The organism is Pseudomonas sp. LABIM340 (assembly GCF_040017195.2).
Classification (GTDB): Bacteria; Pseudomonadota; Gammaproteobacteria; order Pseudomonadales; family Pseudomonadaceae; genus Pseudomonas.
The window spans coordinates 1,909,972-1,931,231 of record NZ_CM200227.1; the positions used below are offsets into that span (position 1 = coordinate 1,909,972).

General features: G+C 66.0%; 21 protein-coding genes. 17 read left to right on the forward strand and 4 right to left on the reverse strand.

Annotated elements, in window-relative coordinates:
- Positions 1-59: 59 nt before the first annotated feature.
- The gene (locus ABKS89_RS08980) at positions 60-1,082 is read left to right on the forward strand and encodes a transporter (protein WP_348589587.1); all 1,023 of its coding nucleotides are present in this window, start codon (positions 60-62) and stop codon (positions 1,080-1,082) included.
- Between the two features lie 138 nt (positions 1,083-1,220).
- On the opposite strand, the gene ABKS89_RS08985 is transcribed toward ABKS89_RS08980, so the two are convergent.
- The 3 genes from ABKS89_RS08985 to phhA all read right to left on the reverse strand — a co-directional run bounded on the left by ABKS89_RS08985 (position 1,221) and on the right by phhA (position 3,664).
- Entirely contained in the window at positions 1,221-2,417 is a 1,197-nt protein-coding gene (locus tag ABKS89_RS08985) for an amino acid aminotransferase (RefSeq protein WP_348589585.1), read from the reverse strand.
- A complete protein-coding gene (locus tag ABKS89_RS08990) occupies positions 2,414-2,770 on the reverse strand; it encodes a 4a-hydroxytetrahydrobiopterin dehydratase (RefSeq protein WP_348589583.1) in 357 nt (118 codons plus the stop codon). The genes ABKS89_RS08985 and ABKS89_RS08990 overlap by 4 nt, the downstream gene beginning before the upstream one ends.
- A 105-nt stretch (positions 2,771-2,875) precedes the next feature.
- The gene (gene phhA / locus ABKS89_RS08995; RefSeq protein WP_348589582.1) at positions 2,876-3,664 is read right to left on the reverse strand and encodes a phenylalanine 4-monooxygenase; all 789 of its coding nucleotides are present in this window, start codon (positions 3,662-3,664) and stop codon (positions 2,876-2,878) included.
- A gap of 260 nt (positions 3,665-3,924) precedes the next feature.
- Between phhA and ABKS89_RS09000 the strand changes: the two genes are divergently transcribed.
- Positions 3,925-5,487 carry a sigma-54-dependent transcriptional regulator gene (locus ABKS89_RS09000; protein ID WP_138212742.1) on the forward strand — a complete coding sequence of 521 codons (1,563 nt, stop codon included), beginning with the start codon at positions 3,925-3,927 and terminating at the stop codon, positions 5,485-5,487.
- Positions 5,488-5,573: 86 nt separating this feature from the next.
- On the opposite strand, the gene ABKS89_RS09005 is transcribed toward ABKS89_RS09000, so the two are convergent.
- Positions 5,574-5,783 carry a DUF6316 family protein gene (locus ABKS89_RS09005; protein WP_081519197.1) on the reverse strand — a complete coding sequence of 70 codons (210 nt, stop codon included), beginning with the start codon at positions 5,781-5,783 and terminating at the stop codon, positions 5,574-5,576.
- Between the two features lie 292 nt (positions 5,784-6,075).
- Between ABKS89_RS09005 and ABKS89_RS09010 the strand changes: the two genes are divergently transcribed.
- The 15 genes from ABKS89_RS09010 to ABKS89_RS09080 all read left to right on the forward strand — a co-directional run bounded on the left by ABKS89_RS09010 (position 6,076) and on the right by ABKS89_RS09080 (position 21,215).
- Positions 6,076-6,714 (forward strand): peroxiredoxin, encoded by a 639-nt coding sequence (locus ABKS89_RS09010; protein WP_045212297.1) that lies wholly within the window; start codon positions 6,076-6,078, stop codon positions 6,712-6,714.
- 174 nt (positions 6,715-6,888) lie between these two features.
- Complete coding sequence (locus tag ABKS89_RS09015; RefSeq protein WP_348589580.1) at positions 6,889-7,902, forward strand: aliphatic sulfonate ABC transporter substrate-binding protein; 1,014 nt, start codon at positions 6,889-6,891, stop codon at positions 7,900-7,902.
- A gap of 3 nt (positions 7,903-7,905) precedes the next feature.
- The gene (locus ABKS89_RS09020) at positions 7,906-8,730 is read left to right on the forward strand and encodes an ABC transporter permease (RefSeq protein ID WP_192224160.1); all 825 of its coding nucleotides are present in this window, start codon (positions 7,906-7,908) and stop codon (positions 8,728-8,730) included.
- Positions 8,727-9,479 (forward strand): ABC transporter ATP-binding protein, encoded by a 753-nt coding sequence (locus tag ABKS89_RS09025; RefSeq protein ID WP_348589578.1) that lies wholly within the window; start codon positions 8,727-8,729, stop codon positions 9,477-9,479. Before ABKS89_RS09020 ends, ABKS89_RS09025 begins: the two co-directional genes overlap by 4 nt.
- A 345-nt stretch (positions 9,480-9,824) precedes the next feature.
- The gene (gene ssuE / locus ABKS89_RS09030) at positions 9,825-10,418 is read left to right on the forward strand and encodes an NADPH-dependent FMN reductase (protein ID WP_138212746.1); all 594 of its coding nucleotides are present in this window, start codon (positions 9,825-9,827) and stop codon (positions 10,416-10,418) included.
- Between the two features lie 134 nt (positions 10,419-10,552).
- On the forward strand, positions 10,553-11,518 hold the full coding sequence (locus tag ABKS89_RS09035; RefSeq protein WP_348589576.1) for a sulfonate ABC transporter substrate-binding protein: 966 nt from the start codon (positions 10,553-10,555) through the stop codon (positions 11,516-11,518).
- A 157-nt stretch (positions 11,519-11,675) separates the two neighbouring features.
- A complete protein-coding gene (gene ssuD, locus ABKS89_RS09040) occupies positions 11,676-12,824 on the forward strand; it encodes an FMNH2-dependent alkanesulfonate monooxygenase (protein ID WP_348589574.1) in 1,149 nt (382 codons plus the stop codon).
- A 107-nt stretch (positions 12,825-12,931) separates the two neighbouring features.
- A complete protein-coding gene (gene ssuC / locus ABKS89_RS09045) occupies positions 12,932-13,720 on the forward strand; it encodes an aliphatic sulfonate ABC transporter permease SsuC (protein WP_138212749.1) in 789 nt (262 codons plus the stop codon).
- Positions 13,717-14,529, forward strand: a complete 813-nt coding sequence (ssuB, locus tag ABKS89_RS09050; protein WP_138212750.1) for an aliphatic sulfonates ABC transporter ATP-binding protein — start codon at positions 13,717-13,719, stop codon at positions 14,527-14,529. Before ssuC ends, ssuB begins: the two co-directional genes overlap by 4 nt.
- 39 nt (positions 14,530-14,568) lie before the next feature.
- Positions 14,569-14,784 (forward strand): TOBE domain-containing protein, encoded by a 216-nt coding sequence (locus tag ABKS89_RS09055; protein WP_017517652.1) that lies wholly within the window; start codon positions 14,569-14,571, stop codon positions 14,782-14,784.
- 257 nt (positions 14,785-15,041) lie between these two features.
- Positions 15,042-15,461 (forward strand): MAPEG family protein, encoded by a 420-nt coding sequence (locus ABKS89_RS09060; RefSeq protein WP_348589572.1) that lies wholly within the window; start codon positions 15,042-15,044, stop codon positions 15,459-15,461.
- Positions 15,462-15,554: 93 nt separating this feature from the next.
- Positions 15,555-16,514, forward strand: a complete 960-nt coding sequence (locus tag ABKS89_RS09065; protein ID WP_348589570.1) for a DMT family transporter — start codon at positions 15,555-15,557, stop codon at positions 16,512-16,514.
- A gap of 189 nt (positions 16,515-16,703) precedes the next feature.
- On the forward strand, positions 16,704-17,225 hold the full coding sequence (locus ABKS89_RS09070) for a sigma-70 family RNA polymerase sigma factor (RefSeq protein WP_348589567.1): 522 nt from the start codon (positions 16,704-16,706) through the stop codon (positions 17,223-17,225).
- Positions 17,222-18,172: a FecR family protein gene (locus ABKS89_RS09075; protein ID WP_348589565.1), complete on the forward strand. Its 951-nt coding sequence runs from the start codon at positions 17,222-17,224 to the stop codon at positions 18,170-18,172. Before ABKS89_RS09070 ends, ABKS89_RS09075 begins: the two co-directional genes overlap by 4 nt.
- Positions 18,173-18,656: 484 nt before the next feature.
- Positions 18,657-21,215, forward strand: coding sequence for a TonB-dependent receptor, heme/hemoglobin family (locus ABKS89_RS09080; RefSeq protein WP_518301000.1), 2,559 nt, complete (start codon positions 18,657-18,659; stop codon positions 21,213-21,215).
- Positions 21,216-21,260 lie beyond the last annotated feature (45 nt).

The following is a 21,260-nucleotide window of genomic DNA, read 5'->3' on the forward strand; positions in this document are numbered from 1 at the left end:
CGGATGACCGCAAGCGGTCATTCGCCCTACGTCAGCTATCCCAGGTTCAGCGGGGTCCCATGAACCACAGCATCGTCCAGAGCCATCAGGATTCCGACCTGTTCGGCCTGCTTTATGGCTTCAGCTTTCGCCCCGACCAGCCGGGGCTCGAGATCGATTCACCGACCGCCCTGCAGCGCCTGCGTGAGCCGCGCGCGGCGGACGAATTCCTCTGGCTGCACCTGAACCTGGCGCATGCGGCGTGCGAGCGCTGGATGAAGTCGCACCTGGAGCTGCCCGACTACTTCTTCGAAACCCTGCGCGAAGGCTCGCGCTCCACCCGCATCGAGCATGTGGACGGTGCGCTGCTGGCGGTGGTCAACGACGTGGTATTCGATTTCGGCAGCCGCATGTCCTCGGACGTCGCCACCCTCTGGGTCTGCGCCCGTGGCCGCGTGCTGGTCACCGCCCGTGCGCAGCCACTGCGCTCGGTGGATACGCTGCGCTCCTCGGTGAAGCACGGCGAGTGCTTCAATTCACCGCTGGAGTTGCTGATCCACCTGCTGCGCGACCAGGGCGAAATCCTTACCCGCATCGTCCGCGAGACCAGCATCAGCGTGGATCGCATCGAGGATCAGCTGCTGTCCTCGCGTCTCTCTGCCAGCCGCGCCGACCTGGGCGCGATGCGTCGTGTACTGGTGCGCCTGCAACGCCTGCTGGCACTGGAGCCGGGCTCGCTGATGCGCCTGCTCAACCGCCCGCCGATGTGGCTGACGGAGGACGATGTGCGTGTGCTGCGCGAGGCGACCGAGGAGTTCTCCCTGGTGATCAACGACCTCACCGCGCTGGGCGAACGCATCAAGCTGCTGCAGGAAGAGATCGCCGCAAAGATCAACGAGCAGAGCAACCGCACTCTGTTCACCCTCACCGTGGTCACGGTGCTGGCTTTGCCGATCAACATCATCGCCGGCTTCTTCGGTATGAACGTCGGCGGCATTCCCTTCTCCGGCGACCCGGAAGGTTTCTGGATCCTCGTGGTGCTGGTGGCCAGCTTCACCGGTCTGGCCGGGCGCTGGGCGTTCCGCAAGCGCGACGATTACTGACCGACCTGGACAACGGCGCCCCTTGTAGGAGCGGGCCATGCCCGCGATCGCGCGCATGGCGTGCTCCTGCAGTCAGCTTCCGGCGTATGCGCAAAAAAAGACCGGCTCGAAGGCCGGTCGAGGGGGAAGAAATCGTCGTCAGCGGCAGACGCGCGCGATGGCTGCCGCCAGGTGGTCGAGGCGCTCGCCGTCGAGCCCGGCGATGTTCGCGCGGCCGCTGCTCACCAGGTAGATGCTGTGCTCCTCGCGCAGGATGCGTACCTGGTCGGCCTGCAGGCCGGTGTAGGAGAACATGCCGCGCTGGATGGCGATGTGCGCGAAGCGGTCCGCCAGCCCGTGGGGGCGCAAGGCTTCCACCAGACCGACACGCAGCTCGGCGATGCGGCCGCGCATGCCGTCCAGTTCGTCCAGCCAGAGGTTCTTCAGTTCCGGGTCGCCGAGAATGGTGGCGACCACTTCCGCGCCGTGGGCCGGTGGGGTGGACCAGAGGTTGCGGGCGAACAGCGCCAGTTGGCTGCGGATGTCGGTGAGCTTGTCGGCGTTTTCGGCGCAGACGATCAGCGCGCCGACGCGGTCGCGGTAGAGGCCGAAGTTCTTCGAGCAGGAGCTGGTGATCAGCACTTCCGGCAGGCTCTGGGCGAGCAGGCGCACGGAGTAGGCGTCCTCTTCCAGCCCGTCGCCCAGGCCCTGGTAGGCGAAGTCCAGCAGCGGCAGCAGTTCGCGGCGGCGGACGATCTCCAGCACGCGCTGCCATTGCCCGTGATCCAGGTCGAAACCGGTGGGGTTGTGGCAGCAGGCATGTAGCAGCACCACGTCGCCCTGGGGGATTTTCTCCAGCATGGCGAACATGGCTTCGGCGTCGAGGCGGTTGTCCGCGCCAACGTAGGGGTAGTGCTTGATCGGCACGCCAGCGGCGGCGAACAGGGTCTCGTGGATCGGCCAGGTCGGGTCGCTCAGCCAGATGCTCCTGCCCGGGAGGCAATGGGCGATGAACTCCGCCGCCAGGCGCAGGGCGCCGGTGCCGCCCGGAGTCTGGGTGGCGTCGGCGCGTGACTCGGCCAGCAGCGGCGAGGTAACGCCCAGCACCTGCTCGCACAGGCGCGCGGCGAACAGCGCATCGCCGTGGCTGCCGACGTAGCTCTTGGTGGTTTCGCTATCCACCAGGCGCTTTTCCGCGAGCTTCACCGCGCGGGGGATCGGGGTGAGGCCCTGGGCGTCCTTGTAGACGCCCACGCCAAGGTCGAGCCGCGCGGGATTGGGGTCCGCCCGGTAGGCTTCGAGCAGGCCCAGGATCGGGTCGCCCGGTACGCGGGTGACCTTGGCGAAATGGCTCATTTGCGTCCCTCTGCTGTCGCGGCCAGCTCGTCGGTGCGCGCGGCCATGATGAAGTCGTTGCGGTGCAGGCCCTTCAGTTCGTGGCTCCACCAGGTGACGGTGACCTTGCCCCACTGGGTCAGCAGGTCGGGGTGGTGGCCTTCTTCCTCGGCGATGGCGCCCACCGCGTTGGTGAAGGCCAGGGCGTGCCTGAAGTTCTTGAACAGGAAGACCCGCTCCAGTTCCATGTGCTCGTCACGGACCTCGATGTTCCAGTCCGGAATCTGCATGATCAGCACCGCCAGTTCTTCGTCGGACACCTTCGGGGCGTCGGCGCGGCAGGCTTCGCAATGGGCTTGGGTGAGTGCGGTCATGAAAGGTTCTCCTTGTCGTGGGGTGGCATAGGAGTGCGCTCGCGAACCATCTTAGGCTCGCGAGCACGTCTCATCCTAGGCACAGATGGGATCGATTGCAGCGGATCAGGCGGCCTGCTTCGGCGGAAACTTCGGCGCGTGCAGGCCCAGGCGCATGGCTTCGCGCACCAGCGCCATGATGTCCTCATGGGCCAGCTCGAACAGGCGCTTGAGCTCGGGAAGCACGAAGTACAGGGGCTGCAGGATGTCGATGCGGTACGGCGTGCGCATGCATTCCAGTGGGCTGAAGGCCTGGTGCTCGGGCTCGTCGGAGAGGCTGTAGACCGTCTCTTTTGGCGACGAGAGGATGCCGCCGCCGTAGATGCGAAGGCCCTGCGAGGTATCCAGCAGGCCGAACTCGATGGTCATCCAGTAGAGGCGGGCGAGGTACACGCGCTCTTCCTTGCTGGCGGCCAGGCCGAGCTTGCCGTAGGTGTGGGTGAACTCGGCGAACCAGGGGTTGGTGAGCAGCGGGCAGTGGCCGAAGATCTCGTGGAAGATGTCCGGCTCCTGCAGGTAGTCCAGTTCTTCCGGGGTGCGGATGAAGGTGGCGACGGGGAATTGCTGGCTGGCCAGCAGCTCGAAGAAGGTCTGGAACGGGATCAGCGCCGGCACCCGTGCCACGCGCCAGCCGGTGGCGGCCTGGAGCACCTGGTTGACCTCGCCCAGTTGCGGGATGCGCTCATGGGGCAGACCGAGCTGCTCGATGCCGTCCAGGTATTCCTGACAAGCGCGGCCCTCGATCACTTTCAGCTGGCGGGTGATCAGGGTATTCCAGACCTGATGTTCGGTTTCCGGGTAGTGGATGAAACCGTCATCGTCAGGTTGGCGGGCCACGTACTGCGTTGTCTTCATGGAGCCTCCGGCGTCGAGCTGCCTGTTCTTGTGATGACTCACCAATAGCGCGATGCGTGCCGGCGAACAGCCCCCCTTGCGCTGCCCTGGCAGGTCCGTAGTCCGTCAATCCGTAAAGAAAACATTACGATTATCGGCGCCAGCATCCGGCCATGGCTTGAAGGTGCGGTGATCTGTCACATATTCTTGACGGTAATTTCCGGCCGCCTTGCGAAAATCCGTGCCGGAGTGCCCACCACAACGACAACCACGGGCCCGCCATGCGCATCAAAGTGCACTGCCAGAACCGCGTCGGCATCCTGCGCGACATCCTCAACCTGCTGGTCGACTACGGCATCAACGTCAACCGCGGCGAAGTCGGCGGCGAGCAGGGCAACGCCATCTACCTGCTCTGCCCGAACCTCATCAACCTGCAGTTCCAGTCGCTCAAGCCCAAGCTCGAAGCGGTGCCCGGCGTATTCGGCGTCAAGCGCGTCGGCCTGATGCCCAGCGAGCGCCGTCACCTGGAGCTGAATGCGCTGCTGGCGGCGCTGGAGTTCCCGGTACTGTCCATCGACATGGCCGGGCAGATAGTCGCGGGCAACCGCGCCGCTGCGCAGTTGCTGGGCGTGCGCGTCGACGAAGTGCCGGGCATCCCGCTGTCGCGCTACGTCGAGGACCTCGACCTGCCCGAACTGGTGCGGGCCAACAAGGCCCGCATCAACGGCCTGCGGGTGAAGGTGAAGGGTGATGTGTTCCTCGCCGACATCGCGCCGCTGCAGACCGAACACGACGAAAGCGAAGCGCTGGCCGGCGCCGTGCTCACGCTGCACCGCGCCGACCGCGTCGGCGAGCGCATCTACAACGTGCGCCGCCTGGAGCTGCGCGGCTTCGACAGCATCTTCCAGAGTTCGCGGGTGATGGCCGCTGTTGTCCGCGAGGCACGGCGCATGGCGCCGCTGGACGCGCCACTGCTGATCGAAGGCGAGACCGGTACCGGCAAGGAACTGCTGGCCCGCGCCTGCCACCTCGCCAGCCCGCGCGGGCAGTCGCCGTTCATGGCGCTGAACTGCGCCGGCCTTCCCGAATCCATGGCCGAGACCGAACTGTTCGGCTACGGCCCCGGTGCCTTCGAGGGCGCGCGCCCGGAAGGCAAGCTCGGCCTGCTGGAGCTGACCGCCGGCGGCACGCTGTTCCTCGACGGCGTCGGCGAAATGAGCCCGCGCCTGCAGGCCAAGTTGCTGCGCTTCCTGCAGGACGGCTGCTTCCGCCGCGTCGGCAGCGACGAGGAGGTGTACCTGGACGTGCGGGTGATCTGCGCGACCCAGGTCGACCTGTCCGAACTGTGTACCAAGGGCGAATTCCGTCAGGACCTCTACCACCGCCTCAACGTGCTGTCGCTGCACATCCCGCCGCTGCGCGAATGCCTGGACGGCCTGGAGCCGCTGGTGGAGCACTTCCTCGACCAGGCCAGCCGGCAGATCGGCTGCTCGCTGCCCAGGCTCTCGCCGCAGGCGCTGGACCGCCTCGGCCGCTACCACTGGCCGGGCAACGTGCGGCAGCTGGAGAACGCGCTGTTCCAGGCGGTTTCGTTGTGCGAAGGCGGCACCATCCGCCCCGAGCACATCCGCCTGCCGGACTACGGCGCGCCGCATCCGCTGGGCGACTTCTCCCTGGAAGGCGGGCTCGACGCCATCGTCGGCCGCTTCGAACGGGCGGTGCTGGAGCGGCTCTACCGCGAGCACCCGAGCAGCCGGCAACTGGGCAAGCGGCTGGGGGTGTCGCACACCACCATCGCCAACAAGCTGCGGATGCATGGGCTGGGGCAGAACGACGAGCCCTGATGAGCACGAGTCTGCAGGTTGAGCGCGCGGAAAAACAAAACCCCGGCTGGCAGGCCGGGGTTCGTGTGGCTAGGACCTGAGGGAGATCAGCGTCCGACGCGGGCGAACAGGTCGGAGGCCTGCTGCATGCGGGTGATGTACAGCATCACCTCGCGTTCAGCATCGAAGCGCGTGAAGTAAGGGCCTTCCAGCGTTCCCTCGCGGGTGGAGAAGAAGTACTGACCATTGACCGCACTGATGCGGTCGCTGCGGTAATGGGTGGCCGCCTGGCCGTCGCCGACGCGTTGTCCCAACATGAGCTGACCTCCCGAACGAAAGGATTAATTGAATCGAGTGTATGTCGCAAAGCCCCGCCGTGCCTGGGCTACGGAGGAATGGCGACGAACGGCAGTCAATCGTTTCAGCGATGAAACACTCGCCTGAGTGGGCTTCACATTCCCTTGACTATGCTCAGTGTCCGGCGGCGGTCGCCGCCGTGCAGGGTCGAGAAAGGTTGATTATTTTGGTTATAAGAAAATCAAAATATATTCTTTTTAATGCGTAAAGACCTTGTGCATAGTGGTTACCAACACGAACAAGGAGAGACCCATGAGCTTGCGACTCGGCGACATCGCCCCCGACTTCGAACAGGAATCCAGCGAAGGCCGCATCCGTTTCCATGAATGGCTTGGCAACAGCTGGGGCGTTCTGTTCTCCCACCCGGCCGACTTCACCCCGGTGTGCACCACCGAGCTGGGCCTGACCGCCAAGCTCAAGGACCAGTTCGCCGCCAAGGGCGTGAAGGTGATCGCCCTGTCCGTCGACCCGGTGGACTCCCACGTGAAGTGGATCGAAGACATCAACGAGACCCAGAACACCGTGGTCAACTTCCCGATCATCGCCGACGCCGACCGCAAGGTCTCCGAGCTTTACGACCTGATCCACCCGAACGCCAACGACACCCTTACCGTGCGTTCGCTGTTCGTCATCGACCCGAACAAGAAGGTGCGCCTGACCATCACCTACCCGGCGAGCACCGGGCGCAACTTCAACGAGATCCTGCGCGTCATCGACTCGCTGCAGCTCACCGACAACCACAAGGTCGCCACACCCGGCAACTGGCAGGACGGCGACGACGTGGTGATCGTGCCCTCGCTCAAGGACGAGGAAGAGATCAAGCAGCGCTTCCCCAAGGGCTACCGCGCCATCAAGCCCTACCTGCGCCTGACGCCGCAACCCAACAAGTGACTCTCCGCTCCCCATCCGGGGAGTCGCTTAACGAGCAAACCTCGAGCGGAAATCGGGCCGGTTCGCCGGCCCATTTTTTATCCTTCATGCGCGGACCACGCCGCGCTTTTTTATTTAGCTCTGACTTACCCGCCAAACGGGAAGAAGACGCAAGCCCACGCCAAGGAGAAGACCATGGGTCATTCCACCTGGCGCCGCAGCCTGGCCGTCGCTCTTCTCGCGAGCCTGCCGATCGGCGCCTACAACAGTTCCGCCCAAGCCGCCGATGCCCCGAAAGAGGTGCGCCTGGACTATGCCTACTACGCGCCCACCAGCCTGGTGCTCAAGCACTTCGGCTGGCTGGAGAAATCCCTCAAGCCGCAAGGCACCGAGGTGCGCTGGGTGTTCAGCCAGGGCAGCAACCGTTCGCTGGAATACCTCAACGCCGGCAGCACCGACTTCGCCTCTACCGCAGGCCTCGCCGCCGTGCTCAGCCGCGCCAACGGCAGCCCGCTGAAGACCGTCTACATCGCCAGCCGCCCGGAGTGGACCGCACTGGTGGTGCCCAAGGATTCGCCGCTCAAGTCGGTGGCCGACCTCAAGGGCAAGAAGATCGCCGCCACCAAGGGCACCGACCCCTATCTGTTCCTTCTGCGCAGCTTGCAGCAGGCGGGGCTGGACAAGAACGACGTGGAGATCGTCCACCTGCAGCACCCGGACGGCCGCGCCGCGCTGGAGCAGGGCAGGGTGGACGCCTGGGCCGGTCTCGATCCGCACATGGCCGCCAGCGAGCTGCAGGCCGGTTCACGTCTGCTGTACCGCAATGTCGACTTCAACAGCTATGGCGTGCTCAGCGTCACCGAGCAGTTCGAGAAGGAGCAGCCGGAGCTGATCAAGCAGGTCATCGCTGCCTATGAAGAGGCGCGTCAGTGGGCCGTGGCGCACCCGGAGGAGACCGCGAAGCTGCTCGCCGAGGAAGCCAAGCTGCCGCTGGAAGTGGCGAAGCTGCAACTCTCGCGCACCGACTTCAGCAAACCGCTGCCGGGCGCCGAGCAGGTGGCTGCACTGAAGGCTGCTGCACCGATCCTGCTGGACGAGCAACTGGTGCGTCCGGGGACCGACGTCACCGCCGTGGTCGATCAGTTGATCGCGCCGCAACTGGCCGGCGAAGTGATCGGCAAGCCCGCTGTCGCCAAGGCAGGGCAATAGTCCATGCCATCCCAGAGCCTGCGTCTGGCCCGCCAGCGTCGCGCACTGAAACTGCGCTGGCCGCGGCTGAGCTGGCGCGCCTGGCTGGTCCCGCTGCTGCTGTGTGCGGCGCTGGAGCTGTCGGTGCGTGTCGGCTGGCTGGCCGAGCACCAGATGCCGGCGCCCAGCAGCGTTGCGCTGACACTCTGGCAACTGGCCCAGGGCGAACTCTGGAAGCATGTCGCGGCCAGCCTTGCGCGAGTTGCGGCCGGCTTCTTCATCGGCGCGGCGGCGGCCGTGCTGATCGGTACCTGGGTGGGGCTCAGCCAGCGCGCCGAGGCCTATCTGGAACCCACCTTCCAGGCGCTGCGAGCGATCCCCAGCCTCGCCTGGGTGCCCTTGCTGCTGCTCTGGCTGGGCATCGACGAAACCCCGAAGATCGTGCTGATCGCCCTCGGTGCCTTCTTCCCCGTGTACCTCTCGCTGGTGGCCGGCGTGCGCAACGTCGACCGCAAGTGGGTAGAGCTGGGTCGGCTGTATCACTTGTCGCCCTTCGCCCTGGTGCGGCGCATCCTCCTGCCGGCGGCGCTGCCGAGCCTGTTCACCGGACTGCGCGGCGCGCTGAGCCTGAGCTGGATGTTCCTCGTTGCCGCCGAACTGATTGCCGCCACCCGCGGCCTGGGCTACCTGCTCAGCGACGGCCGGGAAACCTCGCGGCCGGACATCGTCATCGCCGCCATTCTGGTGCTGGCGGTGCTCGGCAAGCTCAGCGACAGCCTGCTGAAGGCGCTGGAGCAGCGTGCGCTGGCCTGGCGCGATACCTTCCTTGGCAATGGAGTGAGCGGATGAGCGCGCTGCTGGAACTGCGGGATATCCGCAAGAGCTTCTCCGGCGTGCGGGTGCTGGACGACGTCAGCCTGAGCCTGGCGCCGGGCGAAGTGGTCAGCCTGCTCGGCCCCAGCGGTTGTGGCAAAAGCACGCTGCTGCGCATTGCTGCCGGGCTGGACGACGAGTTCGCCGGCTCTCTGGAGCGCAACCCGTTGCTGGGTTTCGGCCCGGATGGCGATAGCGGCCGTGGCGGTGGTGGGGTCGGCGTGGTGTTCCAGGAGCCGCGCCTGTTGCCCTGGCTCACGGTGGCGCAGAACATCGGCTTTGCCGACGGCTGGCTGGCCGACGATCACCGCATCGAGCACTTGCTGCGCGATGTGGGGCTGGAAGGCAAGGGCGACCTGCTGCCCAAGCAACTCTCCGGCGGCATGGCCCAACGCGCGGCCATAGCCCGTGGCCTCTATGGCCGGCCGCAGGTGCTGCTGCTGGACGAACCCTTCAGCGCGGTGGACGCCTTCACCCGCATTCGCCTGCAGGACCTGATCCAGCAGCTGGCGCTGGAGTACGACATCAGCATCCTGCTGGTCACCCACGACCTCGACGAAGCCTTCTACCTCAGTGATCGCGTCCTGCTTCTGGGCGGCACGCCCAGCCGCCTGCGCCGAGAATTTCCCGTGCCGCTGCCGCGTCCGCGCGACCGCCGCGCGGTGGAACTGGCCTTCCTGCGCGGCGAAGCGCTGACCGAACTGCACCGGTCCCACGTCATCTGACGTTCCGCCCCTACGGGATGCTGCTGTGCTCGGATCGGCCCTCACCCTTACCCTGACTGCGCGCCCCGCTCCTGAGGGAGAGGGGACCGTTCGGTGCAGGATGAAACCACAGCATCAGCCGGCACGGCCTGCCCCCTCTCCCTAAGGGAGAGGGTTGGGGTGAGGGGGAAATGCAGGCGCAGAATTATCCAGGAGAAGACAATTGCTCCTGCGTATAAATCTAAAACGCATAACTAAATGAATAAATACCATTTATTGGAATATGAGAGGGGCTGGTAAGGTCTATGCACATTGGTTAGCAGGGCGGCATTTGTACCGCTCTGATCGTTATAAGGAAGCGTGCAGATGTATGTAGTCACCCTTGCCGGCAGCCCGAGCCAGCGTTCCCGTTCCGGTGTCCTCCTGGACATCGCGCGGAACTGGCTGCACGCCCACGGCGCCGAGGTGCGCTCCTACAGCGTGCACGATTTCCCGGCCGAAGACCTGCTGCACGCACGCTTCGACAGCCCGCGCATTGTCGAGCTGATCGAACAGGTCCTGCGCGCCGACGGCCTGGTGATTTCCACCCCGGTCTACAAGGCGTCCATCGCCGGTGCGCTGAAGGTCATTCTCGACCTGCTGCCGGAGCGAGCATTGGCACACAAGGTGGTACTGCCCCTGGCTACCGGTGGCAGCAACGCCCACATGCTGGCGGTGGACTACGCGCTCAAGCCGGTCCTCGCCGCGTTGAAGGCCCAGGAAACCCTGCACGGCGTGTTCGCCGAGGAGAGCCAGGTGCAATACCCCGAGGGCACTACCCCGGCCCGCCTGGAATCGACCCTCGAACACCGACTGCTGGAATCCCTGGAACAGTTCCACGGCGCCCTCGCGCGCCGGCCGAAACCCATCGACCCGAACCTGCTCAACGAACGGCTGATCAACGCCCGCTGGAGCATCTGACCGACAACCCCAACGCAGGCGAGCGCCAAGCCCCAACCCGGCAGGCGGCAACTGCGTCACAAACGAAAAGGCCCTCACCGTCCCGACAACGGGACCGCAGGTCCGGCAAGCACACTCGATAAAGGAGCACTCCCATGCGGACCCTCACTTTGCGTAGTGGACTGGCGGCCCTGCTGATCGCGGCCCTGTCCTACAACGCCCAGGCAGACGAACAATCCGGTACCGTGCGTATCGGTTACCAGAAGTACGGCACCCTGGTGCTGCTCAAGGCCCGTGGCACGCTGGAGAAGCGCCTGGCCGAGCAGGGCGTCAAGGTGCAATGGACCGAATTCCCCGGTGGCCCGCAGCTGCTGGAAGGCCTGAACGTCGGCAGCATCGACTTCGGCGTCACCGGCGAAACCCCGCCGGTATTCGCCCAGGCCGCTGGCGCCGATCTCGTCTACGTCGCCCACGAGCCGCCGGCGCCCACCAGCGAAGCGATCCTGCTGCCCAAGGACTCGCCGATCAAATCCGTCGCCGAGCTCAAGGGCAAGAAGGTCGCCCTGAACAAGGGCTCCAACGTGCACTACCTGCTGGTGCGCGCCCTGGAGAAGGCCGGCCTGAAGTACAGCGACATCCAGCCCGTGTACCTGCCGCCGGCCGACGCTCGCGCCGCCTTCGAGCGCGGTAGCGTGGATGCCTGGGTGATCTGGGACCCGTACCAGGCCGCCGCCGAGAAGCAGCTCTCCGCCCGCACCCTGGTGGACGGCACCGGCCTTGTGGATAACCACCAGTTCTACCTGGCGACCCGTCCCTACGCGAACAACCATCCGCAGGTGATCACCACCCTGATCGACGAAGTGCGCTCGGTGGGCGAGTGGTCGCAGCAGAACCCGCAGCAGGTCACCGACCAGGTCGCGCCGCTGCTCGGCCTGCCGGCGGATATCACCTTCACCGCGGTGAAACGCCAGGGCTACGGCGCCCAGCCGATCACCCCGGAAGTCACCGCAGCGCAACAGAAGATCGCCGACACCTTCACCCAGCTGAGGCTGATCCCGAAGGCGCTGAGCATCAAGGACGTGGTCTGGACGGCGCCGGCCAAGGTGGCCACCGCCCAGTGACACATCTGTAGGGGCGGGCCATGCCCGCGACCGGCCTGACGCCAGGTGCGATGCGGTTCGCGGGCATGGCCCGCTCCTACACAAGGCAATACGAAATACCCCAATCCCATCATCGCGCGGCTACGCCACGCCGGCGCGCTTCTCTGGAGTTACTGCGATGAGTCTCAACATCTTCTGGTTCCTGCCGACCCACGGCGACGGCCACTACCTGGGCACCGCTGAAGGCGCCCGCGCCGTGGACCATGGTTATCTGCAACAGGTCGCCCAGGCCGCCGACCGCCTCGGTTTCGGCGGCGTGCTGATCCCCACCGGCCGCTCCTGCGAGGACTCCTGGCTGGTCGCCGCCTCGCTGATCCCGGTGACCCAGCGCCTGAAATTCCTGGTCGCCCTGCGCCCGGGCATCATTTCCCCGACCGTGGCCGCCCGCCAGGCCGCAACCCTCGACCGGCTCTCCGGCGGGCGCGCGCTGTTCAACCTGGTGACCGGCGGCGACCCGGACGAACTGGCCGGTGACGGCCTGCACCTGAGTCACGCCGAACGCTACGAAGCCTCGGTCGAATTCACCCGCATCTGGCGCCGCGTGCTGGAAGGCGAGACCGTCGACTACGACGGCAAGCACCTGCAGGTAAAGGGCGCCAAGCTGCTCTATCCGCCGATCCAGCAGCCGCGTCCGCCGCTGTATTTCGGTGGCTCTTCCGATGCCGCCCAGGATCTGGCCGCCGAGCAGGTCGAGCTGTACCTGACCTGGGGCGAGCCGCCGGCCGCTGTCGCCGAGAAGATCGCCCAGGTACGCGAGAAGGCCGCGAAACAGGGCCGCAGCGTGCGCTTCGGCATCCGCCTGCACGTGATCGTCCGCGAGACCAACGAGGAAGCCTGGCAGGCCGCCGACCGCCTGATCTCCCACCTGGACGACGAGACCATAGCCCGCGCCCAGGCCTCGCTGGCGCGCTTCGATTCCGTCGGCCAGCAACGCATGGCCGCCCTGCACGGCGGCAACAAGGACAACCTGGAAGTCAGCCCCAACCTCTGGGCCGGTGTCGGCCTGGTGCGTGGCGGCGCAGGCACCGCGCTGGTCGGCGACGGCCCGACCGTGGCGGCGCGCGTGAAGGAGTACGCGGACCTCGGCATCGACACCTTCATCTTCTCCGGCTACCCGCACCTGGAAGAGTCCTACCGGGTCGCCGAACTGCTCTTCCCGCATCTGGAGCTGGCTCAGGCACAGGCACCGCAGGCGCGTGGCTACGTCAGCCCGTTCGGCGAGATGGTCGCCAACGACATCCTGCCCAAGGCGGCTGCAGCGAGCTGAACAAACGTAGGGCGAATAACGCGCAGCGTTATCCGCCGTCGATCCCGAACGGCGGATGAAGCGTTCCGCTTCATGCGCCCTACGACCGAAGAATCCGGAGAGATGAGATGAGCGTTACCAACAACCTTGCCCAGCGCCTCGCGCCCTGGGCCTTGCCGGTGGGCCTGGTGGTCATCTGGCAGCTGGCGGTGGAGTTCGGCTGGCTGTCCAGCCGCATCCTGCCCGCGCCCAGCGCCGTGGCCGAGGCCGGCTACCACCTGGTAGTCAGCGGCGAGCTCTGGCAACACCTGGCGATCAGCACCTGGCGCGCCGCCGTCGGTTTCGTCATCGGCGGCAGCATCGGCCTGGTGCTGGGCCTGATCACCGGCCTGTCGCAATGGGGCGAGCGCTTCCTCGACAGCTCGGTGCAGATGATCCGCAACGTGCCGCACCTGGCGCTGATCCCGCTGGTGATCCTGTGGTTCGGCATCGACGAGTCGGCGAAGATCTTCCTGGTCGCCCTCGGCACGCTGTTCCCGATCTACCTCAACACCTACCACGGCATCCGCAACATCGATCCGGGCCTGCTGGAAATGTCGCGCAGCTACGGGCTGTCCGGCTTCGCGCTGTTCCGCCAGGTGATCCTGCCGGGCGCGCTGCCCTCGATCCTGGTGGGCGTGCGCTTCGCCCTGGGCTTCATGTGGCTGACCCTGATCGTCGCCGAGACCATCTCCGCCAACTCCGGTATCGGCTACCTGGCGATGAACGCCCGGGAGTTCCTGCAGACCGACGTGGTGGTGCTGGCGATCCTGCTCTACGCCGTGCTCGGCAAGCTCGCCGACCTTGCCGCCCGTGGCCTGGAACGCATCTGGCTGCGCTGGCACCCGGCCTATCAGGTCAAGGGAGGTGCGGCATGAATGCAGTCAATCAGCTTCCCCAGCAACTGAAGAAAGGCATCCCGCTGGCGCTGGAAAACGTGCGCAAGCGCTTTGGTGAACGCGAGGTACTCAAGGGCATCGACCTGCGAATTCCGGCTGGCCAGTTCGTCGCCATCGTCGGCCGCAGCGGCTGCGGCAAGAGCACCCTGCTGCGCCTGCTGGCCGGGCTCGATGAGGCCAGCGACGGCCAGTTGCTGGCCGGCTCCGCGCCGTTGGAAAGCGCCCGCGAAGAGACCCGCCTGATGTTCCAGGATTCGCGCCTGCTGCCCTGGAAGCGGGTGATCGACAACGTCGGCCTGGGTCTCAAGGGCGACTGGCGTCCGAAGGCGCTGGACGCGCTGGCGGCGGTGGGGCTGTCCGACCGCGCCAACGAATGGCCGGCGGGCCTGTCCGGCGGGCAGAAACAGCGCGTGGCCCTGGCCCGTGCGCTGATCCACCAACCGCGCCTGCTGCTGCTCGACGAGCCGTTGGGCGCGCTGGATGCCCTGACCCGTATCGAGATGCAGCAACTGATCGAGAACCTCTGGCAGCAGCATGGCTTCACCGTGCTGCTGGTCACCCACGACGTCAGCGAGGCCGTGGCCATCGCCGACCGGGTGATCCTCATCGAGGACGGCGAGATCGGCCTGGACCTCAACGTCGAGCTGCACCGGCCGCGTGCCCGTGGCTCGGCCAGGCTGGCCGCGCTGGAGGCTGAAGTGCTTGAACGCGTGCTGTCGCTGCCGGCCCAGCCGCCCGAACCGGAACCCGTTTCCCCACTGCCCACGCAACTGCGCTGGGCGCTTTGAACCCACAGTGAAATCCCTATTCTCCCAAGGAGCTACGCCATGACCATCAAAGCCATCAACGTCCGCAACCAGTTCAAAGGCACCATCAAGGAAATCGTCGAAGGCGATGTGCTGTCGGAAATCGACGTGCAGACCGCCGCCGGCATCGTCACCTCGGTGATCACCACTCGTTCCGTGAAGGAGCTGGAACTGGCCATCGGCAGCGAAGTGATCGCCTTCGTGAAATCCACCGAGGTCTCCATCGCCAAGCTGTGAGTGCGGCGCTGGAAGAGGCGGGCAGTCCGGAAACGGGCTGCCCGTTTTCTTTTGCGCTGCCTGCCGAGACACGCGTGGCGCTCTCGTAGGATGGGTGGAGCGCAGCGATACCCATGCTGTCGGCGCGCGGCACGATGGTTATCGCAAGCTCCACCCATCCTACGAAGAGCCCGCCTTTGCGTCGGCGATTCGTGGCTAGAGCAATTGCTCTACTTCCCCTAGACTCCGCTCAAACCAACAAGAGAAAGGAGTCCCGCATGTCCCTGAGTCCCTCTGCCTTCGCGTTGCTCGGCCTGGTCGCCTGGACCGTGCTGCTGGTCTTGCTGCTGGTCAACCAGCGCGGCCTGCTGGTGATGTCCGGCCGCATGAAGGTCAACGCCTTCGCCGCCGACGGCAGCAACACCCCCGGCACCTTCGGCCAGCGCCTGGTGCGCGCCCACGCCAACTGCGTGGAGAGCGTGCCGCTGTTCTGCGCCGTGCTGCTCTACGCGATGGTCACCCAGCAGACAGTGATCACCGACCCGCTGGCGCCGACCCTGCTGGTGGCGCGCATCGTCCAGTCGGTGGTGCACCTGCTCAGCACCTCGGCGCTGGCGGTGTGGGTGCGTTTCGCCGCTTTCCTCGTCCAGCTGATCATCCTCATCTGGTGGCTGCTGCGCCTCTCGACCCTGATCTGACCGGCGACCGGAACAGTTGCACCACGCAACTGTTCCTATGGGGCGATACCGCCATGACTTAGCATGGCGGACCGCATACGCGTCGAGGCACTCATGCACGTTTCATCCGGCCGCTGGCAGTTTGGCCTGTTCCTGGCCCTGGTCACCGCCGTCCTCTGGGGCATCCTGCCGATCAAGCTCAAGGAAGTCCTGAAGGTCATGGACCCGATCACCGTCACCTGGTTTCGCCTGGTGGTGTCCGGTGGCCTGCTGCTCATCTACCTGGGCCTCACCCGCCAGTTGCCGCGCTTCTCGCCGCTGGGCAAGCGCGGCAAGGGGCTGGTGCTGATCGCCATCCTCGGCCTGACCGGCAACTACGTCTGCTACCTGATCGGCCTGCGCCTGCTCACGCCGGGGACCACGCAACTGGTGATCCAGATCGCGCCGATCCTCCTGCTGCTGGGCAGCCTGTTCGTTTTCAAGGAGAGCTTCAGCATCGGCCAAGCGTTCGGCCTTGCGGTGCTGATCTTCGGCTTCGGGCTGTTCTTCAACCAACGCCTGGCCGAGCTGTTCGGTTCGCTCGGCGAGTACACCACCGGCGTGCTCATCGTGGTCTTCGCCGCCTTCATCTGGACCTTCTACGGTCTGGCGCAGAAGCAGCTGCTGACCCAGTGGACCTCGGTACAGGTGATGATGGTGATCTACCTGGGCTGCGGCGCGCTGCTCACGCCCTGGGCGCATCCGCTGGAGGCGCTGGACCTGTCCCCGCTGCAGGGCTGGCTGCTGTTCGCCTGCTGCCTGAACACCCTGGTGGCCTACGGCGCCTTCGCCGAGGCGCTGGCGCACTGGGAAGCCTCGCGGGTCAGCGCGACCCTGGCGATCACGCCGCTGGTGACCTTCGCCTCGGTGGCGCTGGCTGCCTCGCTGTGGCCGGAATTCGTGCGGCCGGAGGACCTCAACGGCCTCGCCTATGTCGGCGCGCTGCTGGTGGTCAGTGGCTCGGCGCTTACCGCGCTGGCGCCGTCGCTGTTGCGCAGCTACCGGGCGCGAAGGGCGCGCATCGCCAACGTCTGAGCTCCCGAAAGGCCGCCGCGAGGCGGCCTTCTGCTATTCATCTCGCGAGACCGGCTTCAATTTCGCAAATGATATGTATTATCATTTGTGCAATTCGATAGTTGCCGGTGGCCGAGCGCCCCGGTTCTGGGGGCGACGTGGTAGCGGGCAAGTGTGGGGCAGGGCGGCGACGCCGGGAGGCGTGTGTCGATGGATGAGCGTTTCTCCCGTTCGGTGTCCCACGCCTATCGCTCCTTCCACGGCGAGTTGCTGCGCTTTTTGCGCAAGCAGCTGGGCAGCTCGGCGGACGCCGCCGACCTTGCCCAGGACGCCTTCGCCCAATGGCTCAAGTCTTCTTCGCGGCATCAGGTGGAGCAGCCGCGCGCCTTCCTGTTCCAGGTGGCGCGCAACCTGCTGCGTGATCACTGGCAGCGCTCCCGGCGCTTTGCCAGCGAGCCGGAAGAGGCCACGGATACTGACCAGCAACCGGCCGCCGAAGGGGGCGAACCCGTGGTGCAGTTCGAGCGACAACGTTATCTGCGGCAGCTTTCCGAGGCGCTCGACAGCCTGCCACCACGGCGCCGCGAGGCCTTCATCCTGCACAAGTTCGACGGCCTGTCGCAGCCCGAGGTGGCGCGGCGCATGGGGATTTCACTGAGCATGGTGGAGAAGCACGTCGCCAGTGCGCTGTTGCACTGCAAGCGGCACGTTCAGGGAGAGGGCGAAGCATGACGCCGCAAGAGGAGCGCCAGCAGGTGATCGACGAACTGGCCGCCAAGTGGTTCAGCCGCCAGCGCTCGGGCGCCTGTGATGCCCGCGAGCGCCAGGCCTTCGCCGACTGGCTGGCGGAAGACCCGGCTCATGCATCGGCCTTCCGTGAGATCGAGCAGCTGTGGAGCGACCTCGACCAGCTTCGTCGGCCCGCCATCGCGCCGCGTCGCCGCTCCAGTCTGCCCTGGCGTGGGCTCGCCGCTGCCAGCGTGTTCTGCGCGGCGTTGTTGCTGGCCAACGACTTCAGCGGCGGCCGCCTGGCCGATCCGCAGCAGGTGCAATCCACCGCGCCGGGCGAGCAGCGCGAGGTCACGCTGGTCGATGGCACGCGGGTGTTCCTGGCGGCGGATTCCACACTGCAGGTGGATTACTCCGAGGGCTGGCGCGATGTGCAATTGCTGCGCGGCGAAGCCTATTTCGAAGTGACCCACGACGCCGACCGGCCCTTCCGCGTGACCGCCGGCGACAGCCGGGTGCGGGTGCTCGGCACCGGCTTCGATGTGCATCGCGAGGGCGATGGGCTGACCGTCGCCGTGCGTCACGGCAAGGTGGCGTTGCAGGCGCAGCTCGGTGCGCCGGGTGAGCAGACGCTGACGGCGGGGGACCGCGCCCGGTTACTCGGCGGGGCAGGGGAGGCGGAGGTCGACCGCGTGCCGGTCGCCTCCATTGCCGCCTGGCGCGACGGCATGCTCGCCTTCCGCAACCAGCCGCTGGGTGCGCTGGTGGACGAGCTGTCGCAATACCGCGCGGCGCCGATTCGCCTGGGTGATGAGCGACTGGCGCAGAAGCCTATTTCCGGCAACGTGCGTCTGGCCCGCCCGGACGACTTCCTCGCGGCACTGCCGGTGCTGCTGGACGTGCGCGTGCAGCGCAAGGCAGACGGCAGCGCAGTCATCCTGCCGCGCTGACTTCCCCGTTCCTGCGCTTGGCCTGAGGGTAGGGCGCATAACGCGCCAGCGTTATCCGCCGCAAAGGAGCCGGCGGATAACCTGTTCCAGGTTATTCGCCCTACAACTCTGATGGTTCGCCGGACGGCGTCTCTGGTAGGAGCGAGCTTGCTCGCGAACGGATTCCCCGCAGCTCCAGAGCGGGGCGGGTTCGCGAGCAAGCTCGCTCCTACGAAGAGCTTCCGCTCCGAGTTAACTGAACAAAAGGGAGACGGTTCATGCCGGCTGACGCGTTGCGCTCACCTTGCACCGCACGGCCCCCTCTCCCTGAGGGAGAGGGCTGGGGTGAGGGGGAAGCCGCGGCACGTTTTCCGAGTGGAGAACCGCCTGCTTCTTTTTTTGAGAAATATTTTTATTTGCAGGTGTGGGTTTTTCTCGAATGAGGGTCTTCCCCGTCATTCGCTGCGAAACGCGCAGCGCTTTTCGACCCTGGGGAGGGCCTTGCATGCAGTCTCGTTTCAACTTCCCGTTCGCGCGCCCGCTGGGCTGCGTCGTGCTGCTCGGCAGCCTGATGATGGCCGAGTACAGCCGCGCTGCCGACTGGCAGGTCGACCTGCCGGCGCAGGCGCTGAGCGAATCCATCGGCAGCCTGTCGCAGCAGGCCGGCGTGCAGGTGCTTTACGACGCGTCCCAGCTGGACGGCCTCAAGGCCCCGGCGGTGAACGGTCGCTACAGCATGCGCGAAGCGCTGGAGCAGTTGCTCGAGGGCTCGTCCCTGGAGCTGGTCGAGGCGGGTGACGGCTTCGTCGTGCGCCGCTCGGGCAAGGTCGACAAGTTCAGCGACAACGCCATCGAGCTGGACTCGCAGACCATCGTCGGCAGCGGCCTGTCGGTGGATTCCAGCAACGTCGGTCGCTCGACCCTGACCCGCAAGGACATCGAGCGCATCCAGGCCGACAACATTCCCACCCTGCTGCAGACGCTGCCCGGCGTGACCATGGGCGGCTCGCCCAAGCCGGGTGGACAGACCGTCAGCATCTGGGGCCTGGGTGATGCCGAGGACGTGCCCTTCACCCTCGATGGCGCGACCAAGAGCGGCTTCGAGCGCTACCAGCAGGGTACCGTGTTCATCGAACCGGAGCTGATCAAGCGCATCGAGGTGGAGAAGGGCCCGCACTCGGTCTACAACGGCAACGGCGGCTTCGGTGGCACCGTGCACATGGAGACCAAGGACGCGCCGGACATGCTGCGTGACGACCAGAACGTCGGCGCCATGCTCAAGTACGGCTACCACTCCAACGACCAGCAGAAAATCTACAGCGGCGCCGTCTACGGCCGCACCGAGGACCGCAAGGTCGACGCGCTGGCCTACCTCACTGCCCGTGACGGCCGCGACATCAAGCTCGCCGGGCACATCCCCGATCCGAACAACAACTACCCGATCAACCCCAGCCGCCTGCCCAACAGCGCCCAGGACCTGGACGCCGGCCTGTTCAAGCTGAACCTGCACCCCAACCTCGACAACGACATCAGCCTGGCCTACAGCCGCTCCCACAGCACGCGCTGGACGCCGTTTTCCTCGGCGTCCTATCCGACACCTCCGACCCAGTCGAGCATCGACCGCTACGGCTACGAGGATGCGCTCAAGCGTCTACTGGCGCACCGTGACACCACCGACACCACCTGGTCGGGCAAGTACGAATACCACCCGATCGACAACCCGCTGATCGACCTGATGGTGCAGTACTCCGAGTCGCACATCGACCAGACCGACGAGCGCAATCCGGACGCCTTCTTCCAGGTCTCCACCGGTGGCCGCAAGATGGACACCGACTACAAGGACAAGGTGCTGGAACTGCGCAACACCAGCCTGTTCGCCACCGGCCCGGTGCAGCACGCGTTCACCGTGGGCACGCAGTTCCACCGCCACACCCGCACCACCGACATGTACATCCCCGGCTCCACCTACGACACCGCGCGCTACAACTACGGCCACTTCCAGCCGACCTTCATGCCCAGCGGCAAGCAGAACACCAACAGCGCCTACATCCAGGACGCACTGACCCTGGGCAGCGTGACCATCACCCCGTCGCTGCGCTTCGACCACGTGCGCAACCAGGGCAAGGACAACGACGCGCCGCTCTACAACAATGCCGCGCAGGGCCACGACTACAGCTCGCAGACCTACAGCGGCTGGTCGCCACGCCTGTCGCTGTTCTGGACTGCCACCGAGCGCCTGGGCTTCTTCGCCGACTACAGCCGCACCTGGCGCGCGCCGGTGATCGACGAGATGTACGAGGTGCAGAACAGCAGCACGGTCAGCGCCACCAGCCGCGACCTGGACCCCGAGCGCATCCACGCGCTGCGCTTCGGTTCGCTGGTCAACCTGCCGGACCTGTTCATCAACGGCGACAACCTGCAGGTGCGCACCACGCTGTTCCAGAACAAGATCAAGGACGAGATCTTCCGCACCCGCAGCGTCGGCTGCGAACAGCAGGCCATCGACAACGGCACCATCTCCGGCAGCTGCGGCGACTACCTGCCGCTGTCCAACTACCGCAACCTGCCGGGCGTGACCTACAAGGGCTTCGAGGTCGAGAGCTTCTACGACAGCCCCTGGCTGTTCGGCGGGCTGTCGTACTCGTGGGTGACCGGCAAGCACGACGGCGCCTACAGCAATCCCTGGGGGCCGAACGTGTGGGCGCGCGATGTGCCGCCGGCCAAGTGGGTCGCCACCCTGGGCACCAAGATTCCGTCGTGGGACGCGCAGATCGGCTGGCAGGGCGAGTTCGTCCGCAAGACCGACCGCCTGCCCAGCGACAAGTATTCCGGCGGCATGGGCACCAGCGTCGGCGACATCTTCTGGGACCAGACGGTCAACGACAGCTACGACACTCACCGCGTGTTCGCCAGTTGGAAGCCGCGCCGCCTGGGCCTGGAGAACACCGAGCTGAACTTCACCGTGGATAACCTGTTCAACCGCGATTACCACCCGGCGCTGGCCGGCGACAGCGTGTACAGCCAGGGCCGCAACGCCAAGTTCAGCCTGACCCAGTACTTCTGATTCGGCGTCGGCGCGAGCGGCGGATAACGCCTGAGGCGTTATTCG

Bases quoted from the DNA above. Each gene is read 5' to 3' on its own strand.
- ABKS89_RS09055 (WP_017517652.1), top strand. From the start codon at position 14,569: ATGACCATCAAAGCCATCAACGTCCGCAACCAGTTCAAAGGCACCATC.
- ssuD (WP_348589574.1), top strand. From the start codon at position 11,676: ATGAGTCTCAACATCTTCTGGTTCCTGCCGACCCACGGCGACGGCCAC.
- ssuE (WP_138212746.1), top strand. From the start codon at position 9,825: ATGTATGTAGTCACCCTTGCCGGCAGCCCGAGCCAGCGTTCCCGTTCC.
- ABKS89_RS09080 (WP_518301000.1), top strand. From the start codon at position 18,657: ATGCAGTCTCGTTTCAACTTCCCGTTCGCGCGCCCGCTGGGCTGCGTC.
- ABKS89_RS09000 (WP_138212742.1), top strand. From the start codon at position 3,925: ATGCGCATCAAAGTGCACTGCCAGAACCGCGTCGGCATCCTGCGCGAC.
- ABKS89_RS09070 (WP_348589567.1), top strand. From the start codon at position 16,704: ATGGATGAGCGTTTCTCCCGTTCGGTGTCCCACGCCTATCGCTCCTTC.
- ABKS89_RS09010 (WP_045212297.1), top strand. From the start codon at position 6,076: ATGAGCTTGCGACTCGGCGACATCGCCCCCGACTTCGAACAGGAATCC.
- ABKS89_RS09065 (WP_348589570.1), top strand. From the start codon at position 15,555: ATGCACGTTTCATCCGGCCGCTGGCAGTTTGGCCTGTTCCTGGCCCTG.
- ABKS89_RS09005 (WP_081519197.1), bottom strand. From the start codon at position 5,783: ATGTTGGGACAACGCGTCGGCGACGGCCAGGCGGCCACCCATTACCGC.
- ABKS89_RS09060 (WP_348589572.1), top strand. From the start codon at position 15,042: ATGTCCCTGAGTCCCTCTGCCTTCGCGTTGCTCGGCCTGGTCGCCTGG.
- ABKS89_RS08980 (WP_348589587.1), top strand. From the start codon at position 60: ATGAACCACAGCATCGTCCAGAGCCATCAGGATTCCGACCTGTTCGGC.
- ssuC (WP_138212749.1), top strand. From the start codon at position 12,932: ATGAGCGTTACCAACAACCTTGCCCAGCGCCTCGCGCCCTGGGCCTTG.
- ABKS89_RS08990 (WP_348589583.1), bottom strand. From the start codon at position 2,770: ATGACCGCACTCACCCAAGCCCATTGCGAAGCCTGCCGCGCCGACGCC.
- ABKS89_RS09035 (WP_348589576.1), top strand. From the start codon at position 10,553: ATGCGGACCCTCACTTTGCGTAGTGGACTGGCGGCCCTGCTGATCGCG.
- ABKS89_RS09025 (WP_348589578.1), top strand. From the start codon at position 8,727: ATGAGCGCGCTGCTGGAACTGCGGGATATCCGCAAGAGCTTCTCCGGC.
- ABKS89_RS09075 (WP_348589565.1), top strand. From the start codon at position 17,222: ATGACGCCGCAAGAGGAGCGCCAGCAGGTGATCGACGAACTGGCCGCC.
- ABKS89_RS09020 (WP_192224160.1), top strand. From the start codon at position 7,906: ATGCCATCCCAGAGCCTGCGTCTGGCCCGCCAGCGTCGCGCACTGAAA.
- ABKS89_RS08985 (WP_348589585.1), bottom strand. From the start codon at position 2,417: ATGAGCCATTTCGCCAAGGTCACCCGCGTACCGGGCGACCCGATCCTG.
- ABKS89_RS09015 (WP_348589580.1), top strand. From the start codon at position 6,889: ATGGGTCATTCCACCTGGCGCCGCAGCCTGGCCGTCGCTCTTCTCGCG.
- ssuB (WP_138212750.1), top strand. From the start codon at position 13,717: ATGAATGCAGTCAATCAGCTTCCCCAGCAACTGAAGAAAGGCATCCCG.
- phhA (WP_348589582.1), bottom strand. From the start codon at position 3,664: ATGAAGACAACGCAGTACGTGGCCCGCCAACCTGACGATGACGGTTTC.